This window comes from Micromonospora sp. WMMC264 (genome assembly GCF_027497275.1).
Taxonomy (GTDB): domain Bacteria; phylum Actinomycetota; class Actinomycetes; order Mycobacteriales; family Micromonosporaceae; genus Micromonospora; species Micromonospora chalcea.
In genome coordinates this window covers 2,762,401-2,787,577 of the sequence record NZ_CP114907.1, presented here as the reverse complement: position 1 = coordinate 2,787,577, position 25,177 = coordinate 2,762,401, and the positions used below count along the sequence as shown (strand labels likewise).

Here is a 25,177-nt window from a genome sequence, read left to right as displayed (position 1 = left end):
TCCGCCCACGATGGGGGCATGGTCATGAACGGGCAGGCCGCGCAGGGCCGCATCGAGCTGCACCGACCGGACGGCGAGCCGGTGCGGGTGCTCGTGGTCGACGACGAGCCGACGCTCACCGATCTGCTCGCCATGGCCCTGCGGTACGAGGGCTGGCAGGTCGCGACCGCCGGCAACGGGATGGCGGCGATCAGCACCGCCCGCCAGTTCCGCCCGGACGCCGTGGTGCTCGACGTGATGCTGCCCGACCTGGACGGCTTCCAGGTGCTGCGTCGCCTGCGCGAGGAGTCGCCGAGCGTGCCGGTGCTGTTCCTGACCGCCCGCGACGCCGTGGAGGAGCGCGTCGCCGGGCTCACCGTCGGCGGCGACGACTACGTCACCAAACCGTTCAGCCTGGAGGAGGTCATCGCCCGGCTGCGTGCGCTGCTGCGCCGCTCCGGCTTCGCGGTCGCCGCCCGCCAGGAGGCGGTGCTCACCGTCGGCGACCTCACCCTCGACGAGGACAGCCACGAGGTACGCCGAGGCGACGACCTGATCACGCTCACCGCCACCGAGTTCGAGCTGCTGCGCTACCTGATGCGCAACCCGCGCCGCGTGCTCAGCAAGGCGCAGATCCTCGACCGGGTCTGGAACTACGACTTCGGCGGCCAGGCCAACGTGGTCGAGCTGTACATCTCGTACCTGCGCAAGAAGATCGACGCGGGCCGCGCGCCCATGATCCACACGCTGCGCGGGGCGGGTTATGTCCTCAAGCCCGCCGAGTGACGCCCGCGGCCGGCTGCGCCGCCGCCTGGCCGGCTGGTCGCTGCGCCGCCGGCTCGTGCTCTCCGTGGTGGCGCTGCTCGCGCTGGTCAGCCTCGGCATCGGCGGCCTGACCACAGTCGCGCTGCGGCACTTCCTGATCAACCAGATCGACAACCAGCTCACCTTCGGCGACCGGCGGCCCGCCGACTTCGAACGCTGGGCCCGGCGCGGCATCGACCCGCCGCGCCCGGACCAGCGGCCCACCCCGCCGAACTCCGACGAGGTCGCGCCGGACCCCCCGGGCGGCTTCCCGCCAGGCTCCATCGCGGTCCGGGTGCCCGGCGCCGCCGAACCCGTCGGCCGGGTCCGGTCCGAGAGCGGCGGCAGCGAGGAGGTGCCCGCCGCCGACCTGACCGCGCTGGCCCGCGTACCCGTCGGCGACCGCCCGCGCACCGTCGTCGTCGGGGACCGGGGGGACTACCGCGCGGTCGCGCTGCCCTCGCCGCGCGGCGACGGCGACGTGCTGGTCCTCGCGATCCCGCTGGCCCAGGTGGACGACACCGTCATGTGGATGATCGTCGCGCAGGCCGGGGTGATCGGCGCCGGCCTGGTCATCGCCGGCGCCCTCGGTCTGCTCATCGTGCGGGTCACGCTGCGCCCGCTCAACCGGGTCGCCGCCACCGCCGCCCGGGTCACCGAACTGCCGCTCGATCGCGGTGAGGTCGCCCTGTCGGTGCGGGTCCCGGCCGCCGACACCGACCCCCGCACCGAGGTCGGGCAGGTCGGCGGCGCGCTCAACCGGATGCTCGGCCACGTCGCCGCCGCGCTCTCCGCCCGGCAGGCCAGCGAGACCCGGGTACGCCAGTTCGTCGCCGACGCCAGCCACGAGCTGCGCACCCCCCTCGCGGCCATCCGGGGGTACGCCGAGGTGGCCCGCCGGGGCCGACAGGAGGTCCCGCCCGACGTGGCGCACGCGCTACGCCGCGTCGAGTCGGAGAGCACCCGGATGACGAGCCTCGTCGACGACCTGCTGCTGCTGGCCCGGCTGGACTCCGGCCGCCCGCTCGCCGCCGAACCGGTCGACCTGACCGCCACGGCGGTGAACGCGGTGAGCGACGCCCACGTCGCCGGCCCCGACCACCGCTGGCAGCTCGACCTGCCCGACGAGCCGCTCACCGTCACCGGCGACGCCCACCGGCTGCACCAGGTGCTGGCGAACCTGCTCGCCAACGCGCGGGTGCACACCCCGGCCGGCACCACCGTCACGGTCCGGCTGGCGCCCGCCGCCGGCGGCGTCGAGCTGCGCGTCACCGACGACGGACCGGGCATCCCGGAACAGTTGCAGCCGGAGGTCTTCGAGCGGTTCGCTCGCGGCGACAGCTCCCGCTCCCGCGCGCAGGGCAGCACCGGCCTCGGCCTGGCCATCGTCGCCGCCGTGGTGGAGGCCCACCACGGCCGGGTCGACGTGGTCAGCCGGCCCGGCCACACCGCGTTCACGGTCTGGCTGCCCGGATCCACAGCAGACGCATAGGTCACTCACGGCAGCGGGCCAGCGGACGCTCCGAGGCTTGCCGGCATGGACAGAACCGAGAGCCTGCCGACCCCGCCCACGGCCGGTCCACCCGGCGCCGAGCCGGCCCCCGCGCCCGTACCGGAGGAGACCCGCGCCGACCGGTGGGCCCGCCCGGCGCTGCTCGGCCTGCTGGCCGCCACCGCGTTGCTCTACCTGTGGGGTCTGGGCGCCTCCGGCTGGGCCAACGCCTTCTACTCGGCCGCCGTGCAGGCCGGGTCGCAGAACTGGACCGCGTTCTTCTACGGCTCGTCCGACGCGGCCAACTCGATCACGGTGGACAAGACCCCGGCCTCGCTCTGGCTGATGGCGCTCTCGGTGCGGATCTTCGGCTTGAGCAGCTGGTCGATCCTGGTGCCGCAGGCGCTGCTCGGCGTCGCCTCGGTCGGCGTGCTGTACGCGACGGTCCGCCGCTGGTACGGCCCGGCCGCCGGACTGCTCGCCGGGACGGTGCTCGCGCTCACCCCGGTGGCGACGCTGATGTTCCGGTTCAACAATCCGGACGCGCTGCTGGTGTTCCTGCTGGTCGCCGCCGCGTACGCGACGGTGCGCGCGGTCGAGACGGCGAGCACCCGGTGGATCGTGCTGACCGGCGTGCTCGTCGGGTTCGGCTTCCTCACCAAGATGCTCCAGGCGTTCCTGGTGATCCCGGTCTTCGCCGTGGTCTACCTGCTGGCCGCGCCGACCGGCCTGGGACGGCGGATCCGCCAGCTCCTGCTGGCCGGGCTCGCCGTGGTCGTCTCCGCCGGCTGGTGGGTGGCGATCGTCGAACTGGTGCCGGCGAGCGCCCGCCCGTACGTCGGCGGCTCGCAGAACAACAGCATCCTGGAGCTGACGCTCGGCTACAACGGCCTGGGCCGGATCACCGGCGACGAGGTGGGCAGCGTCGGCGGTGGCGGCGGACGGCCCGGCGGCGGTGGACCGTTCTCCGGTCAGACCGGGCTGCTGCGGATGTGCGACACCGAGGTCGGCGGGCAGATCTCCTGGCTGCTGCCGGCCGCGCTGATCCTGCTGGTCGCCGGGCTGTGGCTGGCCGGGCGGGCACCGCGTACCGACCGGACCCGGGCCGGTCTGCTGCTCTGGGGCGGCTGGCTGCTGGTCACCGGACTGATCTTCAGCTTCATGTCCGGGATCTTCCACGCCTACTACACGGTCGCCCTGGCTCCGGCGGTCGGCGCGCTGGTCGGCATCGGCGTCACAGCGCTGTGGCGGGCCCGTGCCGGCGCCGCTTCGGCTGCACCTGGCCCGGCCGCAGCGGCCCGGTGGCGTGGGTTCGCCGCCACGCTTGTCCTGGCCGCCACGCTGGCGGTCACCGCCTGGTGGTCCTGGCACCTGCTCGGCCGCACCCCCGACTGGTACCCCTGGCTGCGCCCCACGGTGCTCGCAGTGGGCCTGACCGCAGCCGTCCTCCTGGCCGCACAGGCGTTCCTCACCACCGGCCCCCGCCGGCCCGTCCCGCCCTCCCCGCCCTCTCCCGCCTCCCCGCCCCCTCCCGCCTCCCCGCCCACCCCGTTGATCAAGGAGTTTGTGTCCGGGAACGGCGTTCAGGCTGACGCAAACTCCTTGGTCAACTCCGGCATTGGGGTGGCGGCGGGGCACCGGGGCGGGTTTGCCGGGCGGGTCGTGCGGTGGCTGGTGCCGGTGGTGTCCGTCGCCGGGATCGCGGTGGCGCTGGCCGGGCCGGCCGCGTACGCGATGCAGACCGCTGCCACCCCGCACACCGGCGCCATTCCGAGCGCCGGACCGGCCGGAGCGGGGGGCTTCGGCGGCCCGGGTGGCCCGGGCGGGCGGATGCCGGGCGGCGGGGACGGGCAGTTCCCCGGTCGCCCGGGCGGCGGGAACGGGCAGTTCCCGGGCTTCCCGGGCTTCCCGAACGGCACCGGCTCCAGCGGCACGGGTCCGGACGGCACCGGCCCGGACGGCGGGGCGAGCGCCGGCGGATTCCCCGGCTTCCCGGGCGGTGGTTCGGCTCCGGGCGCGCCCGGCGGCACCGGTCAGGACGGCGGCGCCGGTCCGGAGGGTGGCACGGGACCGGACGGCCGGGGGCAGCGTGGCGGCGGCATGGGCGGGCTGCTCGACGCCCGCGAGCCGAGCGCCGAGATGACCGCGCTGCTCACCGCCGACGCCGACGACTACACCTGGGTCGCCGCCACGGTCGGCTCGAACAACGCCTCCGGCTACCAGCTGGCCACCGGGCGGCCGGTCATGCCGATCGGCGGCTTCAACGGCAGCGATCCGTCGCCGACGCTCGCCCAGTTCCAGCGGTACGTCGCCGACGGGCGGATCCACTACTTCCTCGGCGGCGGCGGGTTCCGGGCCAACGGCGGCAGCAACGCCTCGGCCGAGATCGCCGCCTGGGTCGCCGAGAACTTCACCGCGACCACCGTCGACGGCGTGACCGTGTACGACCTGAGCAGCGGAAAGCAGGGCTGAGCGATGACTGACACGTACGCGCCCCGGGCCGCCGTGCGGGCCCGGCCCGCCGCCGGCAGCGCGGTGCTGGACGTGGTGGTCCCGGTCTACAACGAGGAGACCGACCTCGGTCCCTGCGTCCGGCGGCTGCACGCGCACCTGACCGCGCACTTCCCGTACCCGTTCCGGATCACGGTGGCCGACAACGCCAGCGTGGACGGCACCCCGGAGGTCGCGCGGGCGCTCGCCGACGAGCTGCCCGAGGTGGGGGTGCTGCGCCTGGACGAGAAGGGCCGTGGGCGGGCGCTGCGCGCCGCGTGGTCGGCCTCGCCCGCGCCGGTGCTCGCGTACATGGACGTGGACCTGTCCACCGACCTGGCCGCGTTGCTGCCGCTGGTGGCGCCGCTCATCTCCGGGCACTCGGATGTGGCCATCGGCACCCGGCTGGCGCGGACCAGCCGGGTGGTCCGGGGCGCCAAGCGGGAGGTGATCTCGCGCGGCTACAACCTGCTGCTGCGCGGCACGCTCGCGGCGCGGTTCTCCGACGCCCAGTGCGGGTTCAAGGCGATCCGCGCCGACGTGGCGGCCGAGTTGCTGCCGCTGGTACGCGACACCGGCTGGTTCTTCGACACCGAGCTGCTGGTCCTGGCGCAGCGGGCCGGGCTGCGCATCCACGAGGTGCCGGTGGACTGGGTGGACGACCCGGACAGCCGCGTCGACATCGTCGCCACCGCGCTGGCCGACCTGCGGGGCATCGGCCGGCTGGGCCGGGCGCTGGCCACCGGGGCGCTGCCGCTGGCGCAGCTGCGCGCCCAGCTCGGCCGGGGACCGTTGCCGGCCCCGCCGGCGCGCGTGCCGGCCGGACTGCCGCGCCAGCTCGTCCGGTTCGCCGCGGTGGGCGTGGCGAGCACGCTCGCGTACCTGCTGTTGTTCCTGCTGGCCCGCGGACCGCTCGGGGCGCAGCCGGCGAACCTGCTGGCGTTGCTGCTCACGGCGGTGGCGAACACGGCGGCCAACCGGCGGCTCACGTTCGGGGTCAGCGGCCGGCGGCACGCCGGCCGCCACCACCTCCAGGGCCTGCTGGCGTTCGCGCTGGGCCTGGCCCTGACCAGCGGCTCACTGGCCCTGCTGCACGCCGCCACACGCCCGAGCCGCAGCCTGGAGCTGGTGGTGCTGGTGGCGGCCAACCTGGCCGCGACAGCCCTGCGCTTCCTCCTGCTCCGCCTGGCCATGCACCACCGCCCCTGACCCACCCCGAACACCCCGTCGATCATGAGGTTGGCGGCGCGACACGCCGGGCGCCGGCACCGTCAACTTCATGATCGACGGGGCGGGTGGCAGGGTTGGGGGCGTGTACCGGGAGTGGGGGGCGGCGGGGGTTCCGGGCGCGGTGCTGTGGGGCAGCGTGTCCGGCGGGGGTGAGACGCGGGTGCTGCCGGACGGGTGCCTGGACCTGCTCTGGTCCAGCCGGTCCGGGCTGCTGGTGGCCGGTCCGGACCGCACCGCGCACCTGTCGCGGTCCGCGCCGGGGGACCGGTGGATCGGGCTGCGCCTGCCGCCGGGCACCGGCCCGGCCGTGTTCGGCGTGCCCGCCGAGGAGCTGCGCGACCGCCGCGTACCGCTGGCCGACCTGTGGGGCCGCGCCGCCGCCGAGGTGACCGAGCGGGTCGAGGCGGCGCTGGCCGCGCCGGGCGACGAGGCCGCCGGGGTGCTCACCCGGGTCGCCCGCGACCGGCTGCGTGCGGCCGGCGGCCCCGACCCGGTCGGCGCGCGTGTCGCCGCCCGCCTGGCCGCCGGGGCCACCGTCGCCGCGACCGCCGCCGAGGTCGGCCTCGGCGCGCGGGCCCTGCACCGCCGCAGCCTGACCCTGTTCGGGTACGGCCCGAAGACGCTCGCCCGCATCCTGCGGATGCGCCGGGCGCTGGACCTGGCCCGCGCCGGCGCGCCGCTCGCCGAGGTGGCCGCGCGCAGCGGGTACGCCGATCAGGCCCACCTGACCCGCGAGGTGCGGGAGCTGGCCGGGCTGCCCCCGTCGCGGCTGCTCGCCCCGGCCACCGCCTGACCGGCCGCCTTTCAGTCGCCCGCCGGCAGCGGGGCGAACAGGTCCACGCCGTTGCCGTCCGGGTCGTGCAGGACCGCGTACCGCTGGCCCCAGAACGCGTCCCACGGGGGCAGCTCCCCGTGGTGGCCGGCGGCGGTCAGCTCGGCGTACCAGCGGTCCACCTCGGCCGGGTCGGCGCACCGGAAGGCCAGGCTCATCCGGTTGTTGCCGCCGGACGGGTCGAAGTCGGGGTGGAAGCTGCGGATCACCTCGACCGTGTCCCAGGCCAGCCGTACGCCGTTCGGCAGGGTGACCTCCACGTGCCCTTCCGTCTCGGCGCCGGCCGGGATCGGCAGCCCCAGCCGCCGGTAGAAGTCGAGTGTGCGGGCCATGTCGGTGACCACGGCCCCGACCAGATCGAACTGCGGTGTCATGGCGTCACGGTAGGCGCGACCGGTCCGGCCCGTCTTGAACGGATCGGACGGGGGACGAGTGGCCGGTGTGGCCCCGCGTGCGACGCCCGAGGCGTTACGGTGGGGGACAAGTCCGGTGCGAAGCACGAAAGCTCGCATTCCGGGCGCGCACTGACGACCGGCGACGGAAGGAAGCAGCCGTGACCCACCTGGCCTACCTGGACGCGGGATCGGGCAGTCTCATCGTGCAGGCGGTGGTCGGCGGCGTGGCCGGAGTGGCCGTGGCCGCCAAGCTCTACTGGCGCCGCCTGGTGTCCCGGTTCCGCCGTCAGCCCAGCGACCAGGGCCCCACGGCGTGACGGTCCCCGACGCCGGCGTCCGCGTCGAGCCCGGCTCCTTCCGCGACCCCGGCAACCGGGTGTTCCACCGGGGCGAGGAGGTGCTGCGCGGGCTCGACGAGCGCTCCGCCCGGGACTGGCGTGCGCTGTCCGTCACCGACTTCTTCCGCCGCGCGGCCGAGCGGGGGCAGATCGTCGCCACCGAGGAGCTGACCCCGACGCCCGTCGACACGCGGTGGGCTGCGGTGCTGCGGCACGAGCGGATCCCGTTCGTCTCGCACCCCTACGAGTGGTCGTACGCGATGCTGCGCGACGCCGCGTTGCTGCACCTCGACGTGCTGCGCGCCGCCCTGGAGGCCGGCTTCACCACCAAGGACGGCTCGGCGTACAACGTGCAGTGGCGCGGCGCGCGACCCGTCTTCATCGACGTCGGCTCGTTCGAGGCGCTGCGCGACGGCGAGCCCTGGGCCGGCTACCGGCAGTTCTGCCAGACGCTGCTCTACCCGCTGCTGATCCAGGCCCACCTCGGGCTGGACTTCCAGCCGTTCCTGCGGGCCCGCGTCGACGGCGTCGAGCCGGACCAGATGCGCCGGCTGTTCGGCGGCGCCCGGCGCTGGCGCGCCGGCGTGCCCACCCACGTGCACCTGCACGGCGCGATGCAGGCCCGCAACTCCGCCGCGAGCACCACCGACGTCCGCGCCCAGTTGCGCGCCGCCGGCTTCTCCCGCGAACTGGCGCTGGCCACGGTACGCGGGCTGACGAAACTGGTCCGCCGCCTCGACCACCGGCCCGGCGACAGCCACTGGGCGGACTACCAGCGCACCTGCGCGTACTCGGTGCCGGACCGGCAGGCCAAGGAGGAGTTCGTCGACCGGGCGGTGGCCGCCGTCGGTGGAGGCTCGGCGCTGGACCTGGGCGCCAACGACGGCCGGTACGCCCGCATCGCCGCCCGGCACGCCACGCACGTCGTCGCGGTCGAGCAGGACCCGGCGGTGGTCGACACGCTCTACCGCGCGCTGCGCGACGAGGGCGAGACGCGGATCCTGCCGCTGGTGATGGACCTGGCCGACCCGTCGCCCGGCGGCGGCTGGCGCGGCGTCGAGCGGGCCGCGTTCGCCGACCGGGCCCGCGCCGACGTGGTGCTCGCCCTGGCCGTCGTGCACCACCTGGCGATCGGGCGCAACGTGCCGCTGCCCGAGGTGCTGGACCAGCTCACCGCGCTCACCGCCACCGGCGGCAGCCTGGTGGTGGAGTTCGTCCACCCGGACGATCCGATGGCCCGCCGCCTGCTCGCCAACAAGCCCGACGGCCTGTTCCCGGACTACCGCCGCGACGCCTTCGAGGCGCTGCTGGCCCGCCGGGGCCGGGTGGTCGCCCGCACCGAGCTGCCGTCCGGCACCCGGACGCTCTACCAGGTGGTGGTGGGTGGCTGAGCGCACCCTCGCGCCCCCCCGGGACCACACGGCCGGCCCGGACCGGCGGGAACGCCCGCCCTGGTGGCGGTCCGAGCTTGCGCGGCTGGCGGAGGTGACGGCGCTGGTCGGGCTGGTGGTGACCCAGCCGCTGCTCGACGTGCTCGGCCGCAGCCCCGACTTCTTCCTGTTCCACCGCGCGTCCCGGGGCGACGTGCTGCTCCTGGTCGCCCTGATCGCGCTCGCGCCGACGGTACCGTTCGCGCTGTTCGGCGCGCTGGCAGTGCCCGCCGGACGCCTTATCCGGGCCGCCGTGCACACCACCTTCGTCGGCCTGCTGCTCGCCGCGCTGGCCGTCCAGGTCGGCCGGCACGTCACGCCGCTTCGGGGCGTACCCCTGCTCGTCGCCGCCGGTGTGGCCGGAGCCGCCGGGGCGGCCGCGCACCGGCGGTGGCGGGCGCCCCGGCGGGTGCTGCGGGTGGCCGCCGCCGGGCCGCTGGTGTTCGTCGGGTTGTTCCTGTTCGCCTCGCCCGCCTCGGCGGTGGTGCTGCCGCGCGGCGAGGGCGGCGCGGCCGGGATCGCCGGCGCGGGCGCGCATCCGCCGGTGGTCATGATCGTGCTGGACGAGCTGCCGCTGGTCTCCCTGCTCGGCCCGGACGGACGCATCGACGCCGAGCGCTACCCGAACTTCGCCGCGCTCGCGGCCGGGTCGACGTGGTACCCCAACGCCACAGGCGTCAGCGGCTGGACGCCCTACGCGCTGCCGGCGATGCTCACCGGGCGCTACCCGGAGCAGGGCGCGGCGCCGCACTACTCGCAGTACCCGGACAACCTGTTCACCGCGCTCGGGGGCCTCTACCGGATCAAGGCCGAGGAGAGCATCACCCGGCTCTGTCCGCCGAGCCGCTGCGAGCAGGCCACCACGCCGGAGCAGGGGCTCGGGGTGCTGGTCCGGGAGAGCGGCAAGCTGATGGGCCGGATCGCCGCGCCGGTGGACAGCCGCGTCGACCCGGAGGACTCCTACCGCGAGCGGACCGCCGCCGAGGCCGGGCTGGACGCCGCCGAGCCGGTGCCGGACGACCCCAAGTTCCGCTGGGACACCCTCGACGACAACCAGCCGGCCCGGTTCACCTCGTTCCTCGCCGGGCTGCGCCCCGACCCCCGGCCCACGCTGCACTTCCTGCACCTGCTGATGCCGCACTCGCCGTGGGCGTACCTGCTGTCCGGGGCGCACTACGCCGCACCGGAGGACCTGCCCAACGACGGGACCGGCTGGGTCGACCTGGCCCGCGCCCGGCACCTGGCCCAGCTCGGCTACACCGACCGGCTGATCGGCGAGACGCTGCGGACGCTGCGCGCCACCGGCCTCTACGACAAGGCGCTGGTGGTGGTCACCGCCGACCACGGGGTGAGCTTCCGGCGGGACTGGCAGGGGCGGGGGATGGACGCCATCGAGCACGCCGCCAACGAGGTGGCCTGGGTGCCGATGTTCGTCAAGGAACCCGGCCAGCGCGCCGGCCGGGTGGACGACCGCAACTGGGAGCACGTGGACCTGCTGCCCACGATCGCCGACGAGACCCACATGCGGGTGCCCTGGCAGATGGACGGCCGGTCGGCCAAGGCGGCCCCGCGCGAGCGAGCCGACAAACGCTTCTACGACCGCCCCGGCCAGCCGGTGACGATCACCGGCGGGGTGCCGGCCCCGCTCCCGCCGCCGGCCGCTGATCCGCTCGTCGGGACCCGGGTCGGGAACGTGCCGGTGGGCGGGTCCGCCACGGTGGCGAACCGCGACGCGTTCGACGCGGTCGACCCGGCGCGCGGCGGCCTGCCCGCGCTGGTCTGGGGGACGGTCCCGGACGACGTGCCCGACGGGACACGGCTCGCCGTCGCGGTGAACGGCACGGTCGGGGCGGTGGCGCCGGTGGTGCCCCCGGACGCCGGTGGCCGGCGGTTCGCAGCGTTCCTCCCCGACGACCGGCTCTTCGCCGCCGGCGCCAACCGGCTCGACCTCTACCGGGTCGGCGACGACGGGGCGCTGCGGCGGCTCACGCTGTCGTGACGGGCCCCCGGCCGGCGCCCATGGTCGCGCTCCCAACCGGTTTCCGGACCGCCTGGCCGGGAAACAGGTGACGCACACCTCACCCCGAAACCATGACGAGCGGTGTTCTCCGCGCCGTGATTACGGTAGAAGCGAAGGCAATTCAACGAAGATCTTGCCGGCGAAGCGAGGAACAGATGACGGAAGTCAAGCTCGACCACCCCGGTGGGCAGCTGTCGATGCCGGTGCAGTCCGCGGTTGAGGGCCCCGCCGGGATCGGGGTGAGCAAGCTGCTCAAGGAAACCGGGATGACCACGTACGACCCCGGTTTCGTGAACACCGCGTCCTGCTCGTCCGCCATCACCTACATCGACGGTGATGCCGGCATCCTGCGGTACCGGGGTTACCCGATCGACCAGTTGGCCGAGAAGTCCTCCTTCCTGGAGGTCTCCTACCTGCTGATCTACGGCGAGCTGCCGACCCAGGCGCAGCTGTCGGAGTTCAGCGAGCGGATCCGGCGGCACTCGCTGCTGCACGAGGAGATGCGCCGGTTCTTCGACGGCTTCCCCCGTGACGCGCACCCGATGGCCGTGCTCTCCTCGGCCGTCAGCGCCATCTCCACCTTCTACCAGGACAGCCTGGACCCGTTCGACTCCGAGCACGTGGAGATGTCCACGGTGCGGCTGATGGCGAAGGTCCCGACCATCGCCTCGTACGCGTACAAGAAGTCGATCGGGCAGCCGCTGCTGTACCCGGACAACTCGCTCGGCTACGTCGAGAACTTCCTGCGGATGACGTTCGGCGTGCCGGCCGAGCCGTACGAGGTCGACCCGGTGGTGGCCCGGGTGCTGGACATGCTGTTCATCCTGCACGCCGACCACGAGCAGAACTGCTCCACCTCCACCGTGCGGCTGGTCGGCTCCAGCAACGCCAACCTGTTCGCCTCGGTCTCGGCCGGCGTGAACGCGCTGTTCGGCCCGCTGCACGGCGGCGCCAACCAGGCCGTGCTGGAGATGCTCCAGAAGATCCAGGCCGACGGCGGCGACGTCCGCTCCTTCGTGCAGAAGGTGAAGGACAAGCAGGACGGCGTGAAGCTGATGGGCTTCGGGCACCGGGTCTACAAGAACTACGACCCGCGTGCCGCCATCGTGAAGAAGGCCGCCCAGGACGTGCTCGGCCGGATGTCCAAGCCGGACCCGCTGCTCGACCTCGCGGTGCAGCTGGAGGAGATCGCGCTCGCCGACGACTTCTTCGTGTCCCGCCGGCTCTACCCGAACGTGGACTTCTACACCGGCCTGATCTACAAGGCCATGGGCTTCCCGACGAAGATGTTCACGGTGCTGTTCGCGCTGGGCCGCCTGCCCGGCTGGATCGCACAGTGGCGCGAGATGATCAACGACCCGGAGACCAAGATCGGTCGCCCGCGGCAGATCTACACCGGCGCCACCGAGCGGGAGTACGTCCCGGCCGACAAGCGCTGAGCGTGCAAGGAAGGGCCCCTTCTTAACGCCTCCGGTAGAGGAGGGGCCCCCTTTTAACACGCGGACCACGAAGGCCGCCGACCCGAGCAGGGTCGGCGGCCTTCGTCGCGTGCGCGGGGGTGCGGGGCGTTAAGAAGGGGCCCTTCCTCTACCGCAGGCGTTAACAGGGGGCCCTTCCTTCACCGCAGGCCGGCGGCGGTGAGGAGGTTGCCCTCGGGGACGCGCGGCGTGGGCCGGCCGTGTGTCATGCGGTGCTGGGCGCGGGCGGCGGTGAACGACGGGTCGCCGGCGATCGCGGCGGCGTACGCGGCAGCCGTGCGGGACGCGATGGCCGCCCAGCCGTACCGCTCGTGGACCATGGCGCGGGCCCGCCGGGCGAGCACGCGGGCCCGGTCCCGGTCCGACAGCAGCGCGTGCACCGCCTCGACGAGCCCGTCCGGGTCGTGCGGGGCGAACGTCATCCCGGTGACGCCCGGCTCGACGATTTCGGCCAGGCCGCCGGTACGGGCCACTGCCAGCGGCGCGCCCGCGGCGGCCCCCTCCAGCGCCACCATGCCGAACGGCTCGTAGATGCTGGGCACCGCGAAACAGTCCGAGGCGGCCATCACCGCGGGCAGGTCGGCGCCGCCGAGGAACCCGGGCATGCTGACAGTGGCACCCAGCCCGAGGCGGTGCACCTCGGCCTCCAGGTCCGCCCGGTACGGCCCGTCGCCGACGATCACCGCGCGCAGGCCGGGGTGCCGGTCGCGCAGCCGGGGCAGCCCGGCCAGCAGGTGCTGTACGCCCTTCTCGTACACCAGGCGGCCGGCGAACGTGACCAGCGGGCCGTCGGCGGCGAACCGGGTCCGGGCGGCGGCGACCGCCGACGCGGGCACCCGCCAGCGGTGCGGCTCGACGCCGTTGGGCACCACGTCGACGCGGGCGGCGTCCACGCCGAACAGCGCGCCCACCTCGTCGCGCATGTAGCCGGAGCACACGATCACGCGCCCGGACTCGCCGGCGAGCCAGTGCTCGACGCCGTGGATGGTGCGGTTCATCTCCTCCGGCAGCCAGCCCTGGTGCCGGCCCGCCTCGGTGGCGTGGATGGTGGTCACGAGCGGTACGTCCAGGTGCTCGCGCAGCGTCATCGCGGTGTGCGCGACGAGCCAGTCGTGGGCGTGGATCACGTCGTAGGCGCCGGAGGAGGCGGCGCGCAGCGCGGCCCGCGTCAGCGTGTGGTTGAACGCCATCGTCCAGGCCAGCAGTGACCCGGTGGCCAGGGGGAAGGTGACCGGGTCCTCGGCGGCGCGGACGATACGGACGCCGTCGGCGTACTCCTCCAGGGGAGCGCCCTCGGCGTGGCGGGTGACGACCGTGACCTCGTGCCCGGCGGCGGCCAGCGCCACGGACAGCGCGTGGACGTGGCGGCCGAGTCCGCCGACGAGCACCGGCGGGTACTCCCACGACAGCATCAGGATGCGCCGGGTCCGGGGCCCGGCCCCGGCCGGCGACGGCGGGGCCGGGCGGGAGGTGAGAGTGGGCCGGTGGAGCCGGTCCGTCGCGGTGGCGGGCTGCGCGCCGACCCGCAGAGTGGTCACGTCGATCTCCGTCCATGCAGGGTGAGGCACGCCGGCAGCGGTGGCGGCGTCGAGCGGTGGTCAGGAGCGACCGGACGGCCGGCCGGGCGCCGGCACCAGCTCGCCGACGACGGCCTGGCCGGATACCGATCGCGGGCCACCGGGAGGGTGCTGACGTCGATCGGCAACCGGAACCGTCCAGTCACCCTGCCAACCTACTGTGCCGGATCCTCTCGCGCGCGGTGAGCGATCCTCATCACTCTCCGACGCCTCCGCGCACATGGGACGGTCACGGGAACGGGTGCGGATACGGGTTGATCTCCTCCGGGGCGAGCGGTTCGGCCCGGTGTCCGAGCCGGACCGGCAGCTCGCGCAGCCGGGGCAGGTCGACGCGCCGGTTGCGGTGACCGAACGTCATCGGCAGCAGCCCCGGGATCAGCACCTTCACGCTGGTGAGGCCGACGGCCTCCTGCTCGCGGGCGGTCTGGTCGACGACCACCACGTCCAGGCCCTCGTCGAGGTAGCGTCCGGTCACGTGCCGCAGGTCGTCGAGCAGGTCCGCGGCCGGGCGGTAGCGCGCCGCCGGTGGGAACGCCTCCGCCATGGACCGGATCTCGTCGCGCTCGTACAGGAACGCGAAGCGCGGCCAGGCGTCCGGGTCGGCCGCCGCCAGCAGGTGGTCCTCCATGGTCCGGACCAGGTCGGAGTCGGCGACCAGGCCGGGGGCGGTGGTGTCCTCGGCGACCATCTCCCGGGTGGCCTCGGCGACGCTGGCGAGCTCCACCAGCGCGGACCACAGGGCGCGCTCCGGGTCCAGGTGCGCCCCGGCGCCGCAGAACGCCCGGGGACGTCCCGGCCGCACCTCGTCGTCGACGAGCATCAGCCAGACCGCCGGGACGCCTTCGGGCATGGTGATGTCGAAGACGTCCAGGCGGCTGCCGGTGGTGCGCTGGATCCAGTCGACGAGCACGCGGGTCATCGGGTCGGCGGAGGTCATCGGGTCCACGCGCGGCACCGGTAGCCGGGCGTACCAGGTGGACAGGAAGGCGTCCCGTTCGGCGACTTCGAAGATGCCGTGCAGGATCGCCTCTTCGAGGTTCGCGCCCAGCGCGCAGCCGTTTGAGCACTCCGGACCGAAACCCGTGCCGTGCGAGCCGTAGTAGGCGAAGGTCTCCGGCACCAGCACCGGGCCGCCGCGCCGGAACGAATAGGCGTACACCCATTCCACGGGCCGGTCCGGGTCGTATGCGACCGCGTGGTCGTCGGGCGGCGCGGGCGGCAGCCCGAACTCCGTCGGCTCGACGGCCCGCCGCGGTCCGAGCTCGCGGAACGAGGCGCGGGTGACGGTACGGCGGGCGCGTGGCACGTTGCCGCCGAGCCGTTCCAGCGCCTCGGCGACGGCGACGGCCACGCTCGCCGGGTAGGTGAAGGTCCGGCCGTAGCCGGCCAGTTCACCACAGCACAACGGGCCACCGATCGCGCCGGCGAGGACCATCGGATGGTTGTGGTGGACGGTGATCGACGACAGCAGCCCGGTCTCCTCGTCGTGCAGCGCCGCCAGCAGGGCGAGGTGCTCGTCGGGAAGGCTGCGGGCCCGGTAGTCGTCCGGTGCCCGCTTCGGCCGGGACGTCAGCGTGAAGGTGCCGGCGGCCGGGCCGTCGTCCGGCAACGGGCCGCACACCGGGCAGCCGGGTTCGGGGACGAACCGGTGCCGCTTGACGGCCATCGAGGCCGTGGCGACCTCCAGCACCGCTTCCGCGCACCGGCCGTCGCCGCCCTGCGCGACCCGGCGCAGCTCGTCGGCCACGAGCGCGGCGACCGCGGCGCGTACCGGCGGGCCGAGGACGGGCCGGGCGGGCTGCACGGTGCCGTCGTAGAGCCCCTGCCACAGCGCGGACCGGTGCGGTGTCCCGGTGGTCCGCGCCCGGCGTTGCCGCACCTGGAGGCAGTGGTGGCAGCCCGGCCGGCCGGGTGTGACGAACGGGCCGATCCGTACGCCGCGCGGCGTGGTGTACACCGGCAGGAAGGACCGGCCGGCGTCGGCGGCAGCCCGGGCGGCCACGTCGACGTCCTCCGGTGGCCCGTCGACGACGAAGACGTCGACGTCGGTGACCGGGGCGGCGCCCAGCGCCTGTTCCACCGCCCGGCGCAGGGCGCCGGCGCCGAGGATCCGCAGGCCGGGACGCGGCGCCACGTCGGACGGGGCGGGGACGGCCGGTGTGGTCGTGACGTCGGTCATGCGCTGCTCCCCGCTCGTGGCGACCACGCCGCCCTGATCATGAACGGCATCACCCGCTGCGCCCCGGGCAGCGAGTCGGCGGGCCGCACCAGCAGCGACCGTCCGTCCCGTGCCAGCTCGCGCAGCAGCGGCGGCAGCGCCGTGTCCCAGTCGTGGCCGCCCACGTCCGGCCCGATCTCGGCGCCGTCCGGGCGGCGTCCGGTCAGGACGGCGACCGCCGCCTGCATCGCGTTCGCCAGGGCGGTGTCCGTGTCGGTGGCGCAGCTGCGGGCGACCCATCCGCCGCCGACGGCGACGAACACGGTCGGGGTGCTCGATCCGTCGTGCCACGCCCGCGGCTCGTGGCCGAGGAGGGCCAGCTCGTGTGCCATGACGCGGGTCGGCTCCGGCCACCGCGCCCGGTCGAGCCAGCCGCCGGGCGGCCCACCGTCGGCGACCTCGGGTGGGGTCGCGGCCGCGCGTCGCAGTTTCAGGATCGCCCGGCCGCGCGCCTCCGCCCAGGTGTGACCGCCGGCGATCACTACGCCGTCCGGCCGTGCGTCGACGACAGCGCCACGCGCGGTGTCCCACCACACCGTGGCGGCGTCGCCGGCGCAGGCCCGGGCCGCGAGCGTCTCCAGTGCCGCCGTGGCGGCGCGCAGCAGCGCCTGCTCCCGGCTTGCGCCGACGGCGGTGAGCAGCCGCGGTGCGCCGCCGGCCAGGTCCACGACCGTCGCCTCGACGCAGCTGACCGAGATCTGCGAGTGGGCGCCGGTGTCGATGGCCAGCAGCGGGCCCAGCCGCGCGTCGACCAGGAACGGCATCCGGGCGACGAACTCCTCGACGCCCACCGGCGTGCGGGCGGCCATCGCGTCGACGTGCGCGGCGAGATCGGCGTACGGGGCCGGGGGCCGGCAGGAGCGGCAGCGGGGGTGCACGTCGAGCAGATGCTCGCTGGTCACAGCGGTTTCCAGGTCCACGCGGGTCATCCGGTTCGTGGCGGTGGTCTCCGCTCCCATCCGGTGGCGCAGGTACGCGAACCCGAGCGCCGCGCCGATCAGGCCGCAGACCGGCGCCGACAGCCACCCGGACGTCGTGTCGGGCTCGTCGGCGTCACCCGGGGGGAGCCCGGCGCCCTGCCGGCTGAGCAGGCCGCACTCCCAGCAGCCGCCGGTGACGCCGCCGCCGGTCGGGCCGATCCACGCCTCCGCGCCGCCGGGCACCGCGTGCAGGACCGGCACCCCGATCGCCCGGGCCGCCCGGTTCAGCCGCGTCGCCCGCCCGGCCATCGGACGGGCGGCGCAGTGCAGCACCGCGTCGTACCCCGTCAGCAGGCCGGCGAGCCCCTCGTCGGTGTCGAGGGCGGCGGCCGCGTCCAGCAGCGTCAGCCCGGTCGTCGGATCCTCGGCTCGACGGCGCTGCACGATCCGCCGGAAGCCGTCGCGTTCGGTGCCGGTCTCGGTGGTCTCGACCAGCGAGGCCGTACGCAGCCCGAGTTCGAACAGCGTCTGGACGAGCGCGAGCATGCCGGCGCCGGCGCCGACGAGCAGCACCCGCCCGTCGCGGAACGCCTCGAAGCGGCTCAGCGGCGCGTCGGTGACGTGCTCGGCGAACGCGATCGAGTCCCGGTAGGTGTCGAGTTCCCAGTCCCGCAACGTGTGTGGCGGCTCGCTGTCGAGGTCGCGGGCGATGCCCCGCCGCACCAGCATCCGGACCAGGTCGGTGACGAGCTGCCGCTGCGCCGGGGGCAGACCCGCGGTCAGCGCCTCCACCGTGCGGGTGCCGTCCAGATGCGGGGCGAGCCGCTGCACGAGGCCGTACGCCGACGCGCCCGCCAGGTGCGTGCCGGCGAGTCCCGTCTCCAGGTACACGCCGTCGTCGACCGGCACGTACATCAGGTCGTCGCGGAGCTTGACCCTCACGCGGCCCCCTCCTTCCGCAGGTGTCCCATCCGCACCGCGACCGCGCGTCCGGCGTCGGTGAACGCCTGCCGGCCGTGCAGGTACCGGGAGTTGTCCACGACCAGCACGTCACCGGACCGCCACGGCACCGCCACCGTCAGCCGCGCGGCGACGTCCGCGGCGGTGGCCACGAGGTCCTCGGGCACCGGCGCGCCGGTACCGGAGCGCACCCGCAGCCGCCGGTCGTGGTACTCGCCGGGCTGCGGGCGGCTGATGAACAGCGAGTTGCAGAACGCCGGCACACCTTCGAAGAGGGTCGGTGGCGTGCACCGGGTGCCGAAGCCGACAGTCATCGCGTCCTCGTCCACGTCGATGTGGATCGACTCCCACGGCCGCAGGTACGGCTCCCACTGCCGCAGCATCCGTTCCGCCGCCTCCGGGTCGGTCGTGCCGCACATCCGCTGCCACACCGGTGTGGGCAGCTCGCTCTCCCAGCGCAGCGTCAGTTCCTCGCAGGCGGCGCGGACCGTGGCGGGCAGGGCGGCCAGCAGCGCGAGACCGTCGCACAGCGTCGTGGCCCCGCCGTCGGCGGCGGGCCGCTCGCACCGGAACATGAGCAGGTCCGGGGCGCCGGGCGCGTACGACGCCTCCCGGTGCAGCGGCATGCCCTGCGTTCCCCGGGTGACTGTGGTCGTCGTCGGGTCACCGCCGATCACGTCCCGCTCGTCGTGGAACCCGCCCTGGTACGGCGACGCGGTCATCAGCGCGTCGCCGAGCGCGACGTAGTCCTCGTGCCGCCACCCGCCGCGCAGCAGCACCGCGCCGTGCTCGGCGACCGCCGCGAGCACCGCGTCCGGCGTGGGGGTGCCGACGAGCGCCGGAACGTCCTGTTCAGCCATGAGGGTTCCCTTCGGTGAGATGGGCCGCCAGCACCCCGGGACGCGGCGCGGGCGTGCCGACCAGCAGTTGTGTCAGCGGGGACGCCCCGTCCGGCAGGCCGAGCCGGGCGGCGACCGCGTCGGCGGTGAGGCCGCCCAGCGCCCGGCTCGCCGCGCCGGTCGCGGTGGCGGCGAGCCCGGCCAGGTGAAGGGCCACACCGGCGAGCAGGTGCAGCCGGTGGAACGAGGCCGGGGAGAGCTGGTCGACGGGGCGGCTCCCGGCGTGCACCAGGTAGAGGGTCGCGCCGCGGGTGACCATCCGGCGGTCGACCCGGTGCGGGTACGCCGCCGCGTCGTCGGCCGCTCCCGGCGGCCCGGTCGGCACCAGCCGGTGGTGGTGCGGCTGGTAGCGGTACGCGTCCGCCGGGATGCCGTCGACGGCCCGGGCGAGGCACCAGATCTCCGGGTACAGCGGCTGCCGGGCCAGCGCCGCCAGGGCCGGCGAACTGGCCCGGCCGGCGGCGCAGGCCAGGATGTCGGCGACCTGCCCGGCGGTCAGCCCGGGGCCGAGGTTCGCGGTGGAGGCGCGGCGGGCGGCTGCCGCGACCAGGTCGAGCGGCCGGGCCGGCGGCAGGTCCAGCGCCCGGCCCGCCGCCGGACCCACCGGAAGGCGGTCCGCCGGGAGGCGCTGGGCCGGGACGCCGTCGGCCGGAAGGCGGTCGGCCGAGGGCGGCTCGGCGTCGGCGTGCCGGTCGTACCTTGCCCGGTGCAGCGCCACCGCGCTCGGGTGGGCGGCCTCGTGGCCGAGCCGGTCGTGGTCCAGCCCGGTCGCCGGGGGCGGCCCGCCGGACGCAAGCGGTGTCCCGGGGACGTCCGCGTGCGCGGGGAACTCGATCGCCGCGTAGAGGGCCTCCAGTTCGGCGTCGAGTCCGAGCAGCTCACCGGCGAGCGCCGGATCGAGGTCCAGGCGCGGTGTCGCGTCCACCGGCGACGTGAGCAGCTGGGCCAGCAGGACACCGGAGTCGACGATGCCCAGCCGGTAGCCGAACGCCCCGTACTTGCTGGTGTTCTTCCACGGCCGGTGGGTCAGCAGCAGCGCGTGCCGGGGCGCCGCCGCGACCCCGAGGAGCCGGTCGAGCCGGGCGGCCGGGCTGCCCGGGCGCAGCAGTTCCAGGCAGTGGTGCGGCGGGTCGTAGTGGTAGACGCCGGCCGCGAGGTCGGGGGAGCCGGCCCAGGCGAGGTAGATCTCGTTGGGGTGGAACGCCCCGCCGGAGGGCACCGACCGGCGCAGCGTGTGCCAGCCGGGCAGCAGCCGCGACGGCGTGGGCGTGTCCGACGGGGCGCCGGTCAACGCGGACAGTCCGGCCAGCGTGATCGTCTCCGCCCGGCGTGGCGCGTACCCGAGCAGCATCGCGCTGAGCCGGTCGAGGCAGCCGTCGCCGAGCGGCACGGACCCCGGGCCGGGCCACCGCAGCGGCCGGCGGGTCGCGCCCGGGTACCGCTTGCCGCACGGCGGCAGGTACGCCGTCGGCTGCCCGGTGTCGTCCCGCACCGCCGCCAGGTACCGGCCGGTGACGCCGGCCCGCGTGGCTGCCATCTCAGCTGCCCGCGCTCTCGTACCGGCGCAACCCGGCCCGGAAGATCGCCCACGCCCCGGCCGCGCAGGCCGCCGCGACGACCGGGGTGAGCGCGCCCGCAGTGGTCGAGGCGCCCTTGTCCAGCAGCGCGGCCGTCGGGAAGTAGCCGACGAACGCGACGGGTACGAGCGTCAGCAGCGAGCGCAGGCCGGTGCCGTACAGGGTCAGCGGATAGCGGGCCAGGTCGCCCAGGGTGTGCACGCTCGCCGCGAGCGAGCTGGACGGGCTCAGCAGCCAGAAGACGACAGCGTTGGTGGCCAGGTTGACCGCCAGCTTGACCAGGACTCCGCTGGCGAGCAGCACCACCGCCCAGAGCACCGTCAGCGGCGTCCAGGCCAGGTCGAGGTGGACGGCCGCGGCGCCGAGCAGCGCCGCGCCGAAACCGACGTTGCCGAGGCCGTTGAACCCGACCGCGTTGCCGGTGACCTGGAGCACCACCGGGTAGGGCCGGACCAGCAGGTAGTCCAGCAGGCCGAGGTTGACCAGGCCGCCGAGATGCCAGGTCCCCTCGAACAGCAGGGAGCCGACGCCCTCGGCGAGCATCACCATGGCGCAGACGTACAGCACCTCCCAGCGGGTCCACCCGCCGAGCGCGGTCACCTGCCGGAACACCATCACCACGAAGACCAGCCCGGCGAGCTGACCGAGCACCGTCGCCCCGATGGTCAGGAGCGCGTCGGCGCGGTACTCGAGCACCGCCCGCAGATGCGCGCCGAGGAGCCGGCGGTAGATCCGTGCCTCGTGCATCATCGGCCGGTCACCCGCCGTGCGCGGTCAGCCGCCGCACGCCCGCGGACCACAGCAGCCGGGCCGCGCCCCACAACACCAGAACCCAGAGCAGTTGTACGCCGATCAGCGTCACCGCCTCGGCGCCCCGTACCTGCCCCAGGTAGATCAGCGCCGGGGTGGAGACGATGCCGGGGAACGGGGAGAGCTGGCAGACGACCTGGAGCCAGCCGGGGAACAACGCGATCGGCACCAGCGCCCCGGAGAGGATGTTGGTGACCGCCACCCGGGACAGGCTCAGCCCGTGGAAGTTGCCGGTCCAGAAGCACAGCAGCCCGACGAGGTAGACCAGGCCGAACTTCAGCGGCACCACCGCCAGCAGGCTGAGCAGGAACAGCCCGGCCTGCCCGGCGGCGGGCAGCGCGGCGCCGCCGAACGCCGACACCAGCGTCGCCGCCATCACCGCCACCGTCAGCACCTCACCGACGACGTATCCGAGTGACAGCGCGAAACGCGAGAGCTGGTAGTCGATCGGCCGGACCAGGTCGAGCGCCACGGTGCCGTGCAGCACCGGGCCGGCGATCTGCGCGTCGGTGAAGCTCGACAGCAGCGCCCCGGTCAGGAACGCCACGACCAGGTAGCCCTTCATCTGCTCCCAGGACAACCCGCCCACCTCGCCGCCGGCCGCGCCGGCGAAGACCGCCTGCCAGACCGCGAACAGCGCCACTGTCTGCACCACGACCCCGGTGAGCTGGAGGAGGAACTCGCCCCGGTAGATCAGCAGCGTCGACCAGGACATCCGCGCCAGCGTCAGGTACGCCCTCATGCCGGCACCGACGGGCTCAGCTCGCCGGCGTACGCCCGGCGCACCACGTCCTCGATGGACGGCTCGTCGATCCGGATGTCCACCACCGGCGCCTGACGGGCGACCACCGAGACGATCTCGCCCGCGCCGTACGCGCCGTGGTCGAACGTGACGGCGATCTGCCGTGCCGACCCGTCGTGGACCAGCCGGACGCCCGGCAGGTCGGCGTCGAGGTCGCCGTGCCAGTCGGCGCCGAGCGTCAGGTGCACGGTCCGCTGGTCGGCGACCAGCCGGCGGACGGCGTCGATCGAGCCGTCGAAGATGATCCGGCCCCCGTCGATGATCACGAGCCGGCGGCAGACCTGCTCGATGTCACCGATGTCGTGCGTGGTCATCAGCACCGTGGTCCCGCTCGCGCGCTGGGCCCGCAGGAAGTCCCGGACGGCCTGCCGGGCGACGATGTCCAGCCCGATGGTCGGCTCGTCGAGGAACACCACGGGCGGTGCGTGCAGCAGCGCGGCGGCCAGGTCGGCTCGCATCCGCTGGCCGAGCGAGAGCTGCCGGGCGACCACCGGCAGCAGCCGGCCGAGCCCGAGCAGCGCGTCGAACTCCTCCAGGCGTGCCGCGTACCGGGCCCGGGGGATGCGGTGGATGTCGCGCAGCAGCGCGAGGGAGTCGCGGACCTGCAGGTCCCACCAGAGCTGGCTGCGCTGGCCGAACAGCACGCCGATGTTGCGGGCGTTGGCGTGCCGGTCGCGGTGCGGGTCGAGGCCGCAGACGCGTACCCGCCCGGCGGTGGGGTGCAGGATGCCGGTGAGCAGCTTGACCGTCGTCGACTTCCCGGCGCCGTTGGGCCCGACGTACGCGACCGCCTCGCCGGAGGAGATCGACAGGTCGACGCCGTCGACCGCCACGTGCTCGACGTGTCGTGGCCGTACGAGATGGCGCAGCGAGCCGCGCAGGCCCGGCTGCTTGTCGGCGATCCGGAACCGCTTGGTCAGGCCACTGGCCTCGATCACTGGCATCGGCGTTGTCGTTCCCGGTCAGCCGGCCGCGACGGCGGCACGGTGGTGCGGGCGCAGCCGCAGCACCGTGCCGAGGCCGTCGACCTCGGTCAGGGTGGTCTCGAACGCGGCGCCCATGACCCGGCCGAGGTAGCCCAGGCTCGCCGGGTCCGGGTCGAACCGCGCCGAGAGCTCCGCGCCGGTGGAGACCAGGTGCACCTCGTCGGCGAGGGCACCGGCGACGTTGACGAACTGGCACAGGTCCTCCCAGTAGAGGTACCGCCAGAAGTCGACGCTGACCACGGCGTCCAGGCTGTCCGCGGCGACCGGTGGCCTGATCCCGACCAGGTGGAAGTTGGCCGGACCGGCCGGCGCCCCGTAGTCGTAGGTCAGCGCGCCGTCGGGCAGCCCGGCCTCGGCGCTGCCGGTGCCGACCCACAGCACCCGGTCGCCGGGCAGGCGACCGGCGAGCCGCTGCACCGCCGGCCCGATCCGGCACCAGGAGCGGCGTACGCAGTCGTCCATCGCCCGGCGGTAGTGCACCACCCGCTCGGCCGCGCGGGCCACGTCCACCGGCCCGGCGAACTCCCACTCCACGACCGGGTACTTGAGCGCGACCCGATCCAGGTTGTCCATGAAGTCGTTCCAGTTCTGGATGACGTTGCGGTGGTGCGGCAGGTGGTAGACGGCGGCCAGATCGTCGTAGGCGAAGTTGCGGTTGAGTACGCCGAGGTGCGCGTGCACCCGGTAGAAGAGCTCCATGTCCTCCAGGCCCCAGCGCAGGCCGAAGCCCTCGTCGAAGCCGCCGACCGCCTCGAACACGTCCCGGCGCACCGAGGCGTTGTGGGTGAAGCAGAACAGCCACCCGGCCAGCAGCCAGTCGTCGCCGGACGGTCCCTCCTCGGTCCCGAACCGCATGTCGCCGCCGCCGCGCCCACGCAGCCGGGGTACGGGCATGGTCGGCTGGTCGGCCAGCGCCGCGTGCACGTGCTCGATGCCGGTCTCGTCGCGCCGGCCCATCAGCACCGCCGGCGCGGACGGGTCGCGGTGGTGGTCGAGGTGGCGGCGCAGCAGGTCCGGCGTGGCGTACGAGTCGGCGTCGAGGAACAACAGCAGCGGCGCGGTCGCCCGGCGCGCGGCCTCGTTGCGGGCCGCCGCCCGGCCGCCGCGCTCGGGCCGTTCGACGAAGTGCAGGCGCAGCCCCTTGCCGGCGTCGGCGATGCCGGAGTACTGGCTGCCGTCCCCGCCGTCGCGGACGACGATGACCTCGAAGCGGTCCGGGTCCAGCGTCTGACGCCGCAGCGACCGCAGCGTGAGCTCCAGGCAGGGGGCGTCCGCGTGGGTGGGGATCACCACGCTCAGCTCGACGGCTCGACCGGGTTCAACGCTCATCTGACGTACCTCTCCGCTTGTCCCACGAGCCGGGCCACCGGCCGCGCTGACGATGGGACGGAGCCGCCGGCGATCGCCGGCGGCTCCGCGATGATCAGTGGCAGTTGACGCAGCACCACTGGATCGGCCGGCCCTGGCACGCGGCGCCGCCGCAGGAGCCCTTGCCCATGGCGGACGGGTCGGTCAGCGTGATCCCGCCGCCCGTCGGCATGGCGTACAGCCCTGCCGACGCCTCGTCGCCGGCGCCCGACCAGGAGACCGCTGTGGTGTCCAGGTCGGACAGGTCGATCGACAAGTTCCTGCTTTCACCCATCGATTCATCCTCTTTTCGGATCGATGTGGACAGTGGAACGAAGCGTAGGCCGGTACTGGCGGGATTCGCACCGCGCTGATGTAACAGGGAGATAAAGCGAGGCGGAACCGTCAATTCGCGCAGGTGAAGGCCGGTCGGGAACGGAAAGATTCCGGGCGGTGACGCGGCGTAGTTCCGGGATCCACTATTCGAGACGCCCAGGTCAGGTGGGGTCGAACGATGAATCACCGCATCAATTGCCTCCTTCTCCGATCGCGTGAAGACGATGTAACGAGAAGATTAAGTAGGGGAAGGTGTC

At 74.5% G+C, this 25,177-nt stretch carries 20 protein-coding genes; 9 read left to right on the top strand and 11 right to left on the bottom strand.

The window, feature by feature from the left end:
- Positions 1–24: 24 nt before the first annotated feature.
- The 5 genes from O7542_RS11930 (at position 25) to O7542_RS11910 (ending at position 6,788) form a co-directional block, all read left to right on the top strand.
- The gene (locus O7542_RS11930) at positions 25–765 is read left to right on the top strand and encodes a response regulator transcription factor (RefSeq protein ID WP_104112809.1); all 741 of its coding nucleotides are present in this window, start codon (positions 25–27) and stop codon (positions 763–765) included.
- Complete coding sequence (locus tag O7542_RS11925) at positions 743–2,275, top strand: ATP-binding protein (RefSeq protein ID WP_210872185.1); 1,533 nt, start codon at positions 743–745, stop codon at positions 2,273–2,275. Before O7542_RS11930 ends, O7542_RS11925 begins: the two co-directional genes overlap by 23 nt.
- A gap of 45 nt (positions 2,276–2,320) precedes the next feature.
- Positions 2,321–4,747, top strand: coding sequence for a glycosyltransferase family 39 protein (locus tag O7542_RS11920; RefSeq protein ID WP_281606220.1), 2,427 nt, complete (start codon positions 2,321–2,323; stop codon positions 4,745–4,747).
- 3 nt (positions 4,748–4,750) lie between these two features.
- Positions 4,751–5,974, top strand: coding sequence for a dolichyl-phosphate beta-glucosyltransferase (locus tag O7542_RS11915; RefSeq protein ID WP_187694726.1), 1,224 nt, complete (start codon positions 4,751–4,753; stop codon positions 5,972–5,974).
- A gap of 103 nt (positions 5,975–6,077) precedes the next feature.
- Positions 6,078–6,788, top strand: a complete 711-nt coding sequence (locus O7542_RS11910) for a helix-turn-helix domain-containing protein (RefSeq protein WP_281606219.1) — start codon at positions 6,078–6,080, stop codon at positions 6,786–6,788.
- 11 nt (positions 6,789–6,799) lie between these two features.
- Here the strand turns inward: O7542_RS11910 and O7542_RS11905 are convergent, their stop codons facing one another.
- Positions 6,800–7,201, bottom strand: coding sequence for a VOC family protein (locus O7542_RS11905; protein ID WP_043324537.1), 402 nt, complete (start codon positions 7,199–7,201; stop codon positions 6,800–6,802).
- Positions 7,202–7,380: 179 nt separating this feature from the next.
- On the opposite strand from O7542_RS11905, the gene O7542_RS11900 reads away from it, so the two are divergent.
- From O7542_RS11900 to O7542_RS11885, 4 genes are all read left to right on the top strand, one after another.
- Positions 7,381–7,539, top strand: a complete 159-nt coding sequence (locus O7542_RS11900) for a hypothetical protein (protein ID WP_166456093.1) — start codon at positions 7,381–7,383, stop codon at positions 7,537–7,539.
- A complete protein-coding gene (locus O7542_RS11895) occupies positions 7,536–8,951 on the top strand; it encodes a class I SAM-dependent methyltransferase (RefSeq protein ID WP_281606218.1) in 1,416 nt (471 codons plus the stop codon). Before O7542_RS11900 ends, O7542_RS11895 begins: the two co-directional genes overlap by 4 nt.
- Positions 8,944–10,989 carry a sulfatase-like hydrolase/transferase gene (locus tag O7542_RS11890; protein ID WP_281606217.1) on the top strand — a complete coding sequence of 682 codons (2,046 nt, stop codon included), beginning with the start codon at positions 8,944–8,946 and terminating at the stop codon, positions 10,987–10,989. Before O7542_RS11895 ends, O7542_RS11890 begins: the two co-directional genes overlap by 8 nt.
- A 176-nt stretch (positions 10,990–11,165) precedes the next feature.
- A complete protein-coding gene (locus tag O7542_RS11885) occupies positions 11,166–12,449 on the top strand; it encodes a citrate synthase (protein WP_187693419.1) in 1,284 nt (427 codons plus the stop codon).
- 179 nt (positions 12,450–12,628) lie between these two features.
- Here the strand turns inward: O7542_RS11885 and O7542_RS11880 are convergent, their stop codons facing one another.
- From O7542_RS11880 to O7542_RS11835, 10 genes are all read right to left on the bottom strand, one after another.
- Positions 12,629–14,026, bottom strand: coding sequence for a glycosyltransferase family 4 protein (locus tag O7542_RS11880; RefSeq protein WP_281606216.1), 1,398 nt, complete (start codon positions 14,024–14,026; stop codon positions 12,629–12,631).
- A 268-nt stretch (positions 14,027–14,294) separates the two neighbouring features.
- Entirely contained in the window at positions 14,295–16,244 is a 1,950-nt protein-coding gene (locus O7542_RS11875; protein WP_174537433.1) for a TOMM precursor leader peptide-binding protein, read from the bottom strand.
- Positions 16,241–18,145, bottom strand: coding sequence for a hypothetical protein (locus O7542_RS11870; RefSeq protein WP_281606215.1), 1,905 nt, complete (start codon positions 18,143–18,145; stop codon positions 16,241–16,243). The genes O7542_RS11875 and O7542_RS11870 overlap by 4 nt, the downstream gene beginning before the upstream one ends.
- The gene (locus O7542_RS11865) at positions 18,142–19,023 is read right to left on the bottom strand and encodes a TauD/TfdA family dioxygenase (RefSeq protein ID WP_140946440.1); all 882 of its coding nucleotides are present in this window, start codon (positions 19,021–19,023) and stop codon (positions 18,142–18,144) included. Before O7542_RS11865 ends, O7542_RS11870 begins: the two co-directional genes overlap by 4 nt.
- On the bottom strand, positions 19,016–20,599 hold the full coding sequence (locus O7542_RS11860; protein WP_281606214.1) for a hypothetical protein: 1,584 nt from the start codon (positions 20,597–20,599) through the stop codon (positions 19,016–19,018). Before O7542_RS11860 ends, O7542_RS11865 begins: the two co-directional genes overlap by 8 nt.
- 1 nt (position 20,600) lies before the next feature.
- Positions 20,601–21,389 (bottom strand): ABC-2 family transporter protein, encoded by a 789-nt coding sequence (locus O7542_RS11855; protein WP_247659834.1) that lies wholly within the window; start codon positions 21,387–21,389, stop codon positions 20,601–20,603.
- Between the two features lie 7 nt (positions 21,390–21,396).
- Positions 21,397–22,191, bottom strand: a complete 795-nt coding sequence (locus O7542_RS11850; RefSeq protein WP_069089834.1) for an ABC-2 family transporter protein — start codon at positions 22,189–22,191, stop codon at positions 21,397–21,399.
- A complete protein-coding gene (locus tag O7542_RS11845) occupies positions 22,188–23,195 on the bottom strand; it encodes an ATP-binding cassette domain-containing protein (RefSeq protein WP_113973765.1) in 1,008 nt (335 codons plus the stop codon). The genes O7542_RS11850 and O7542_RS11845 overlap by 4 nt, the downstream gene beginning before the upstream one ends.
- An 18-nt stretch (positions 23,196–23,213) precedes the next feature.
- Positions 23,214–24,566 carry a glycosyltransferase gene (locus O7542_RS11840; protein ID WP_082930928.1) on the bottom strand — a complete coding sequence of 451 codons (1,353 nt, stop codon included), beginning with the start codon at positions 24,564–24,566 and terminating at the stop codon, positions 23,214–23,216.
- Positions 24,567–24,660: 94 nt separating this feature from the next.
- On the bottom strand, positions 24,661–24,879 hold the full coding sequence (locus O7542_RS11835; protein ID WP_113973761.1) for a hypothetical protein: 219 nt from the start codon (positions 24,877–24,879) through the stop codon (positions 24,661–24,663).
- Positions 24,880–25,177 lie beyond the last annotated feature (298 nt).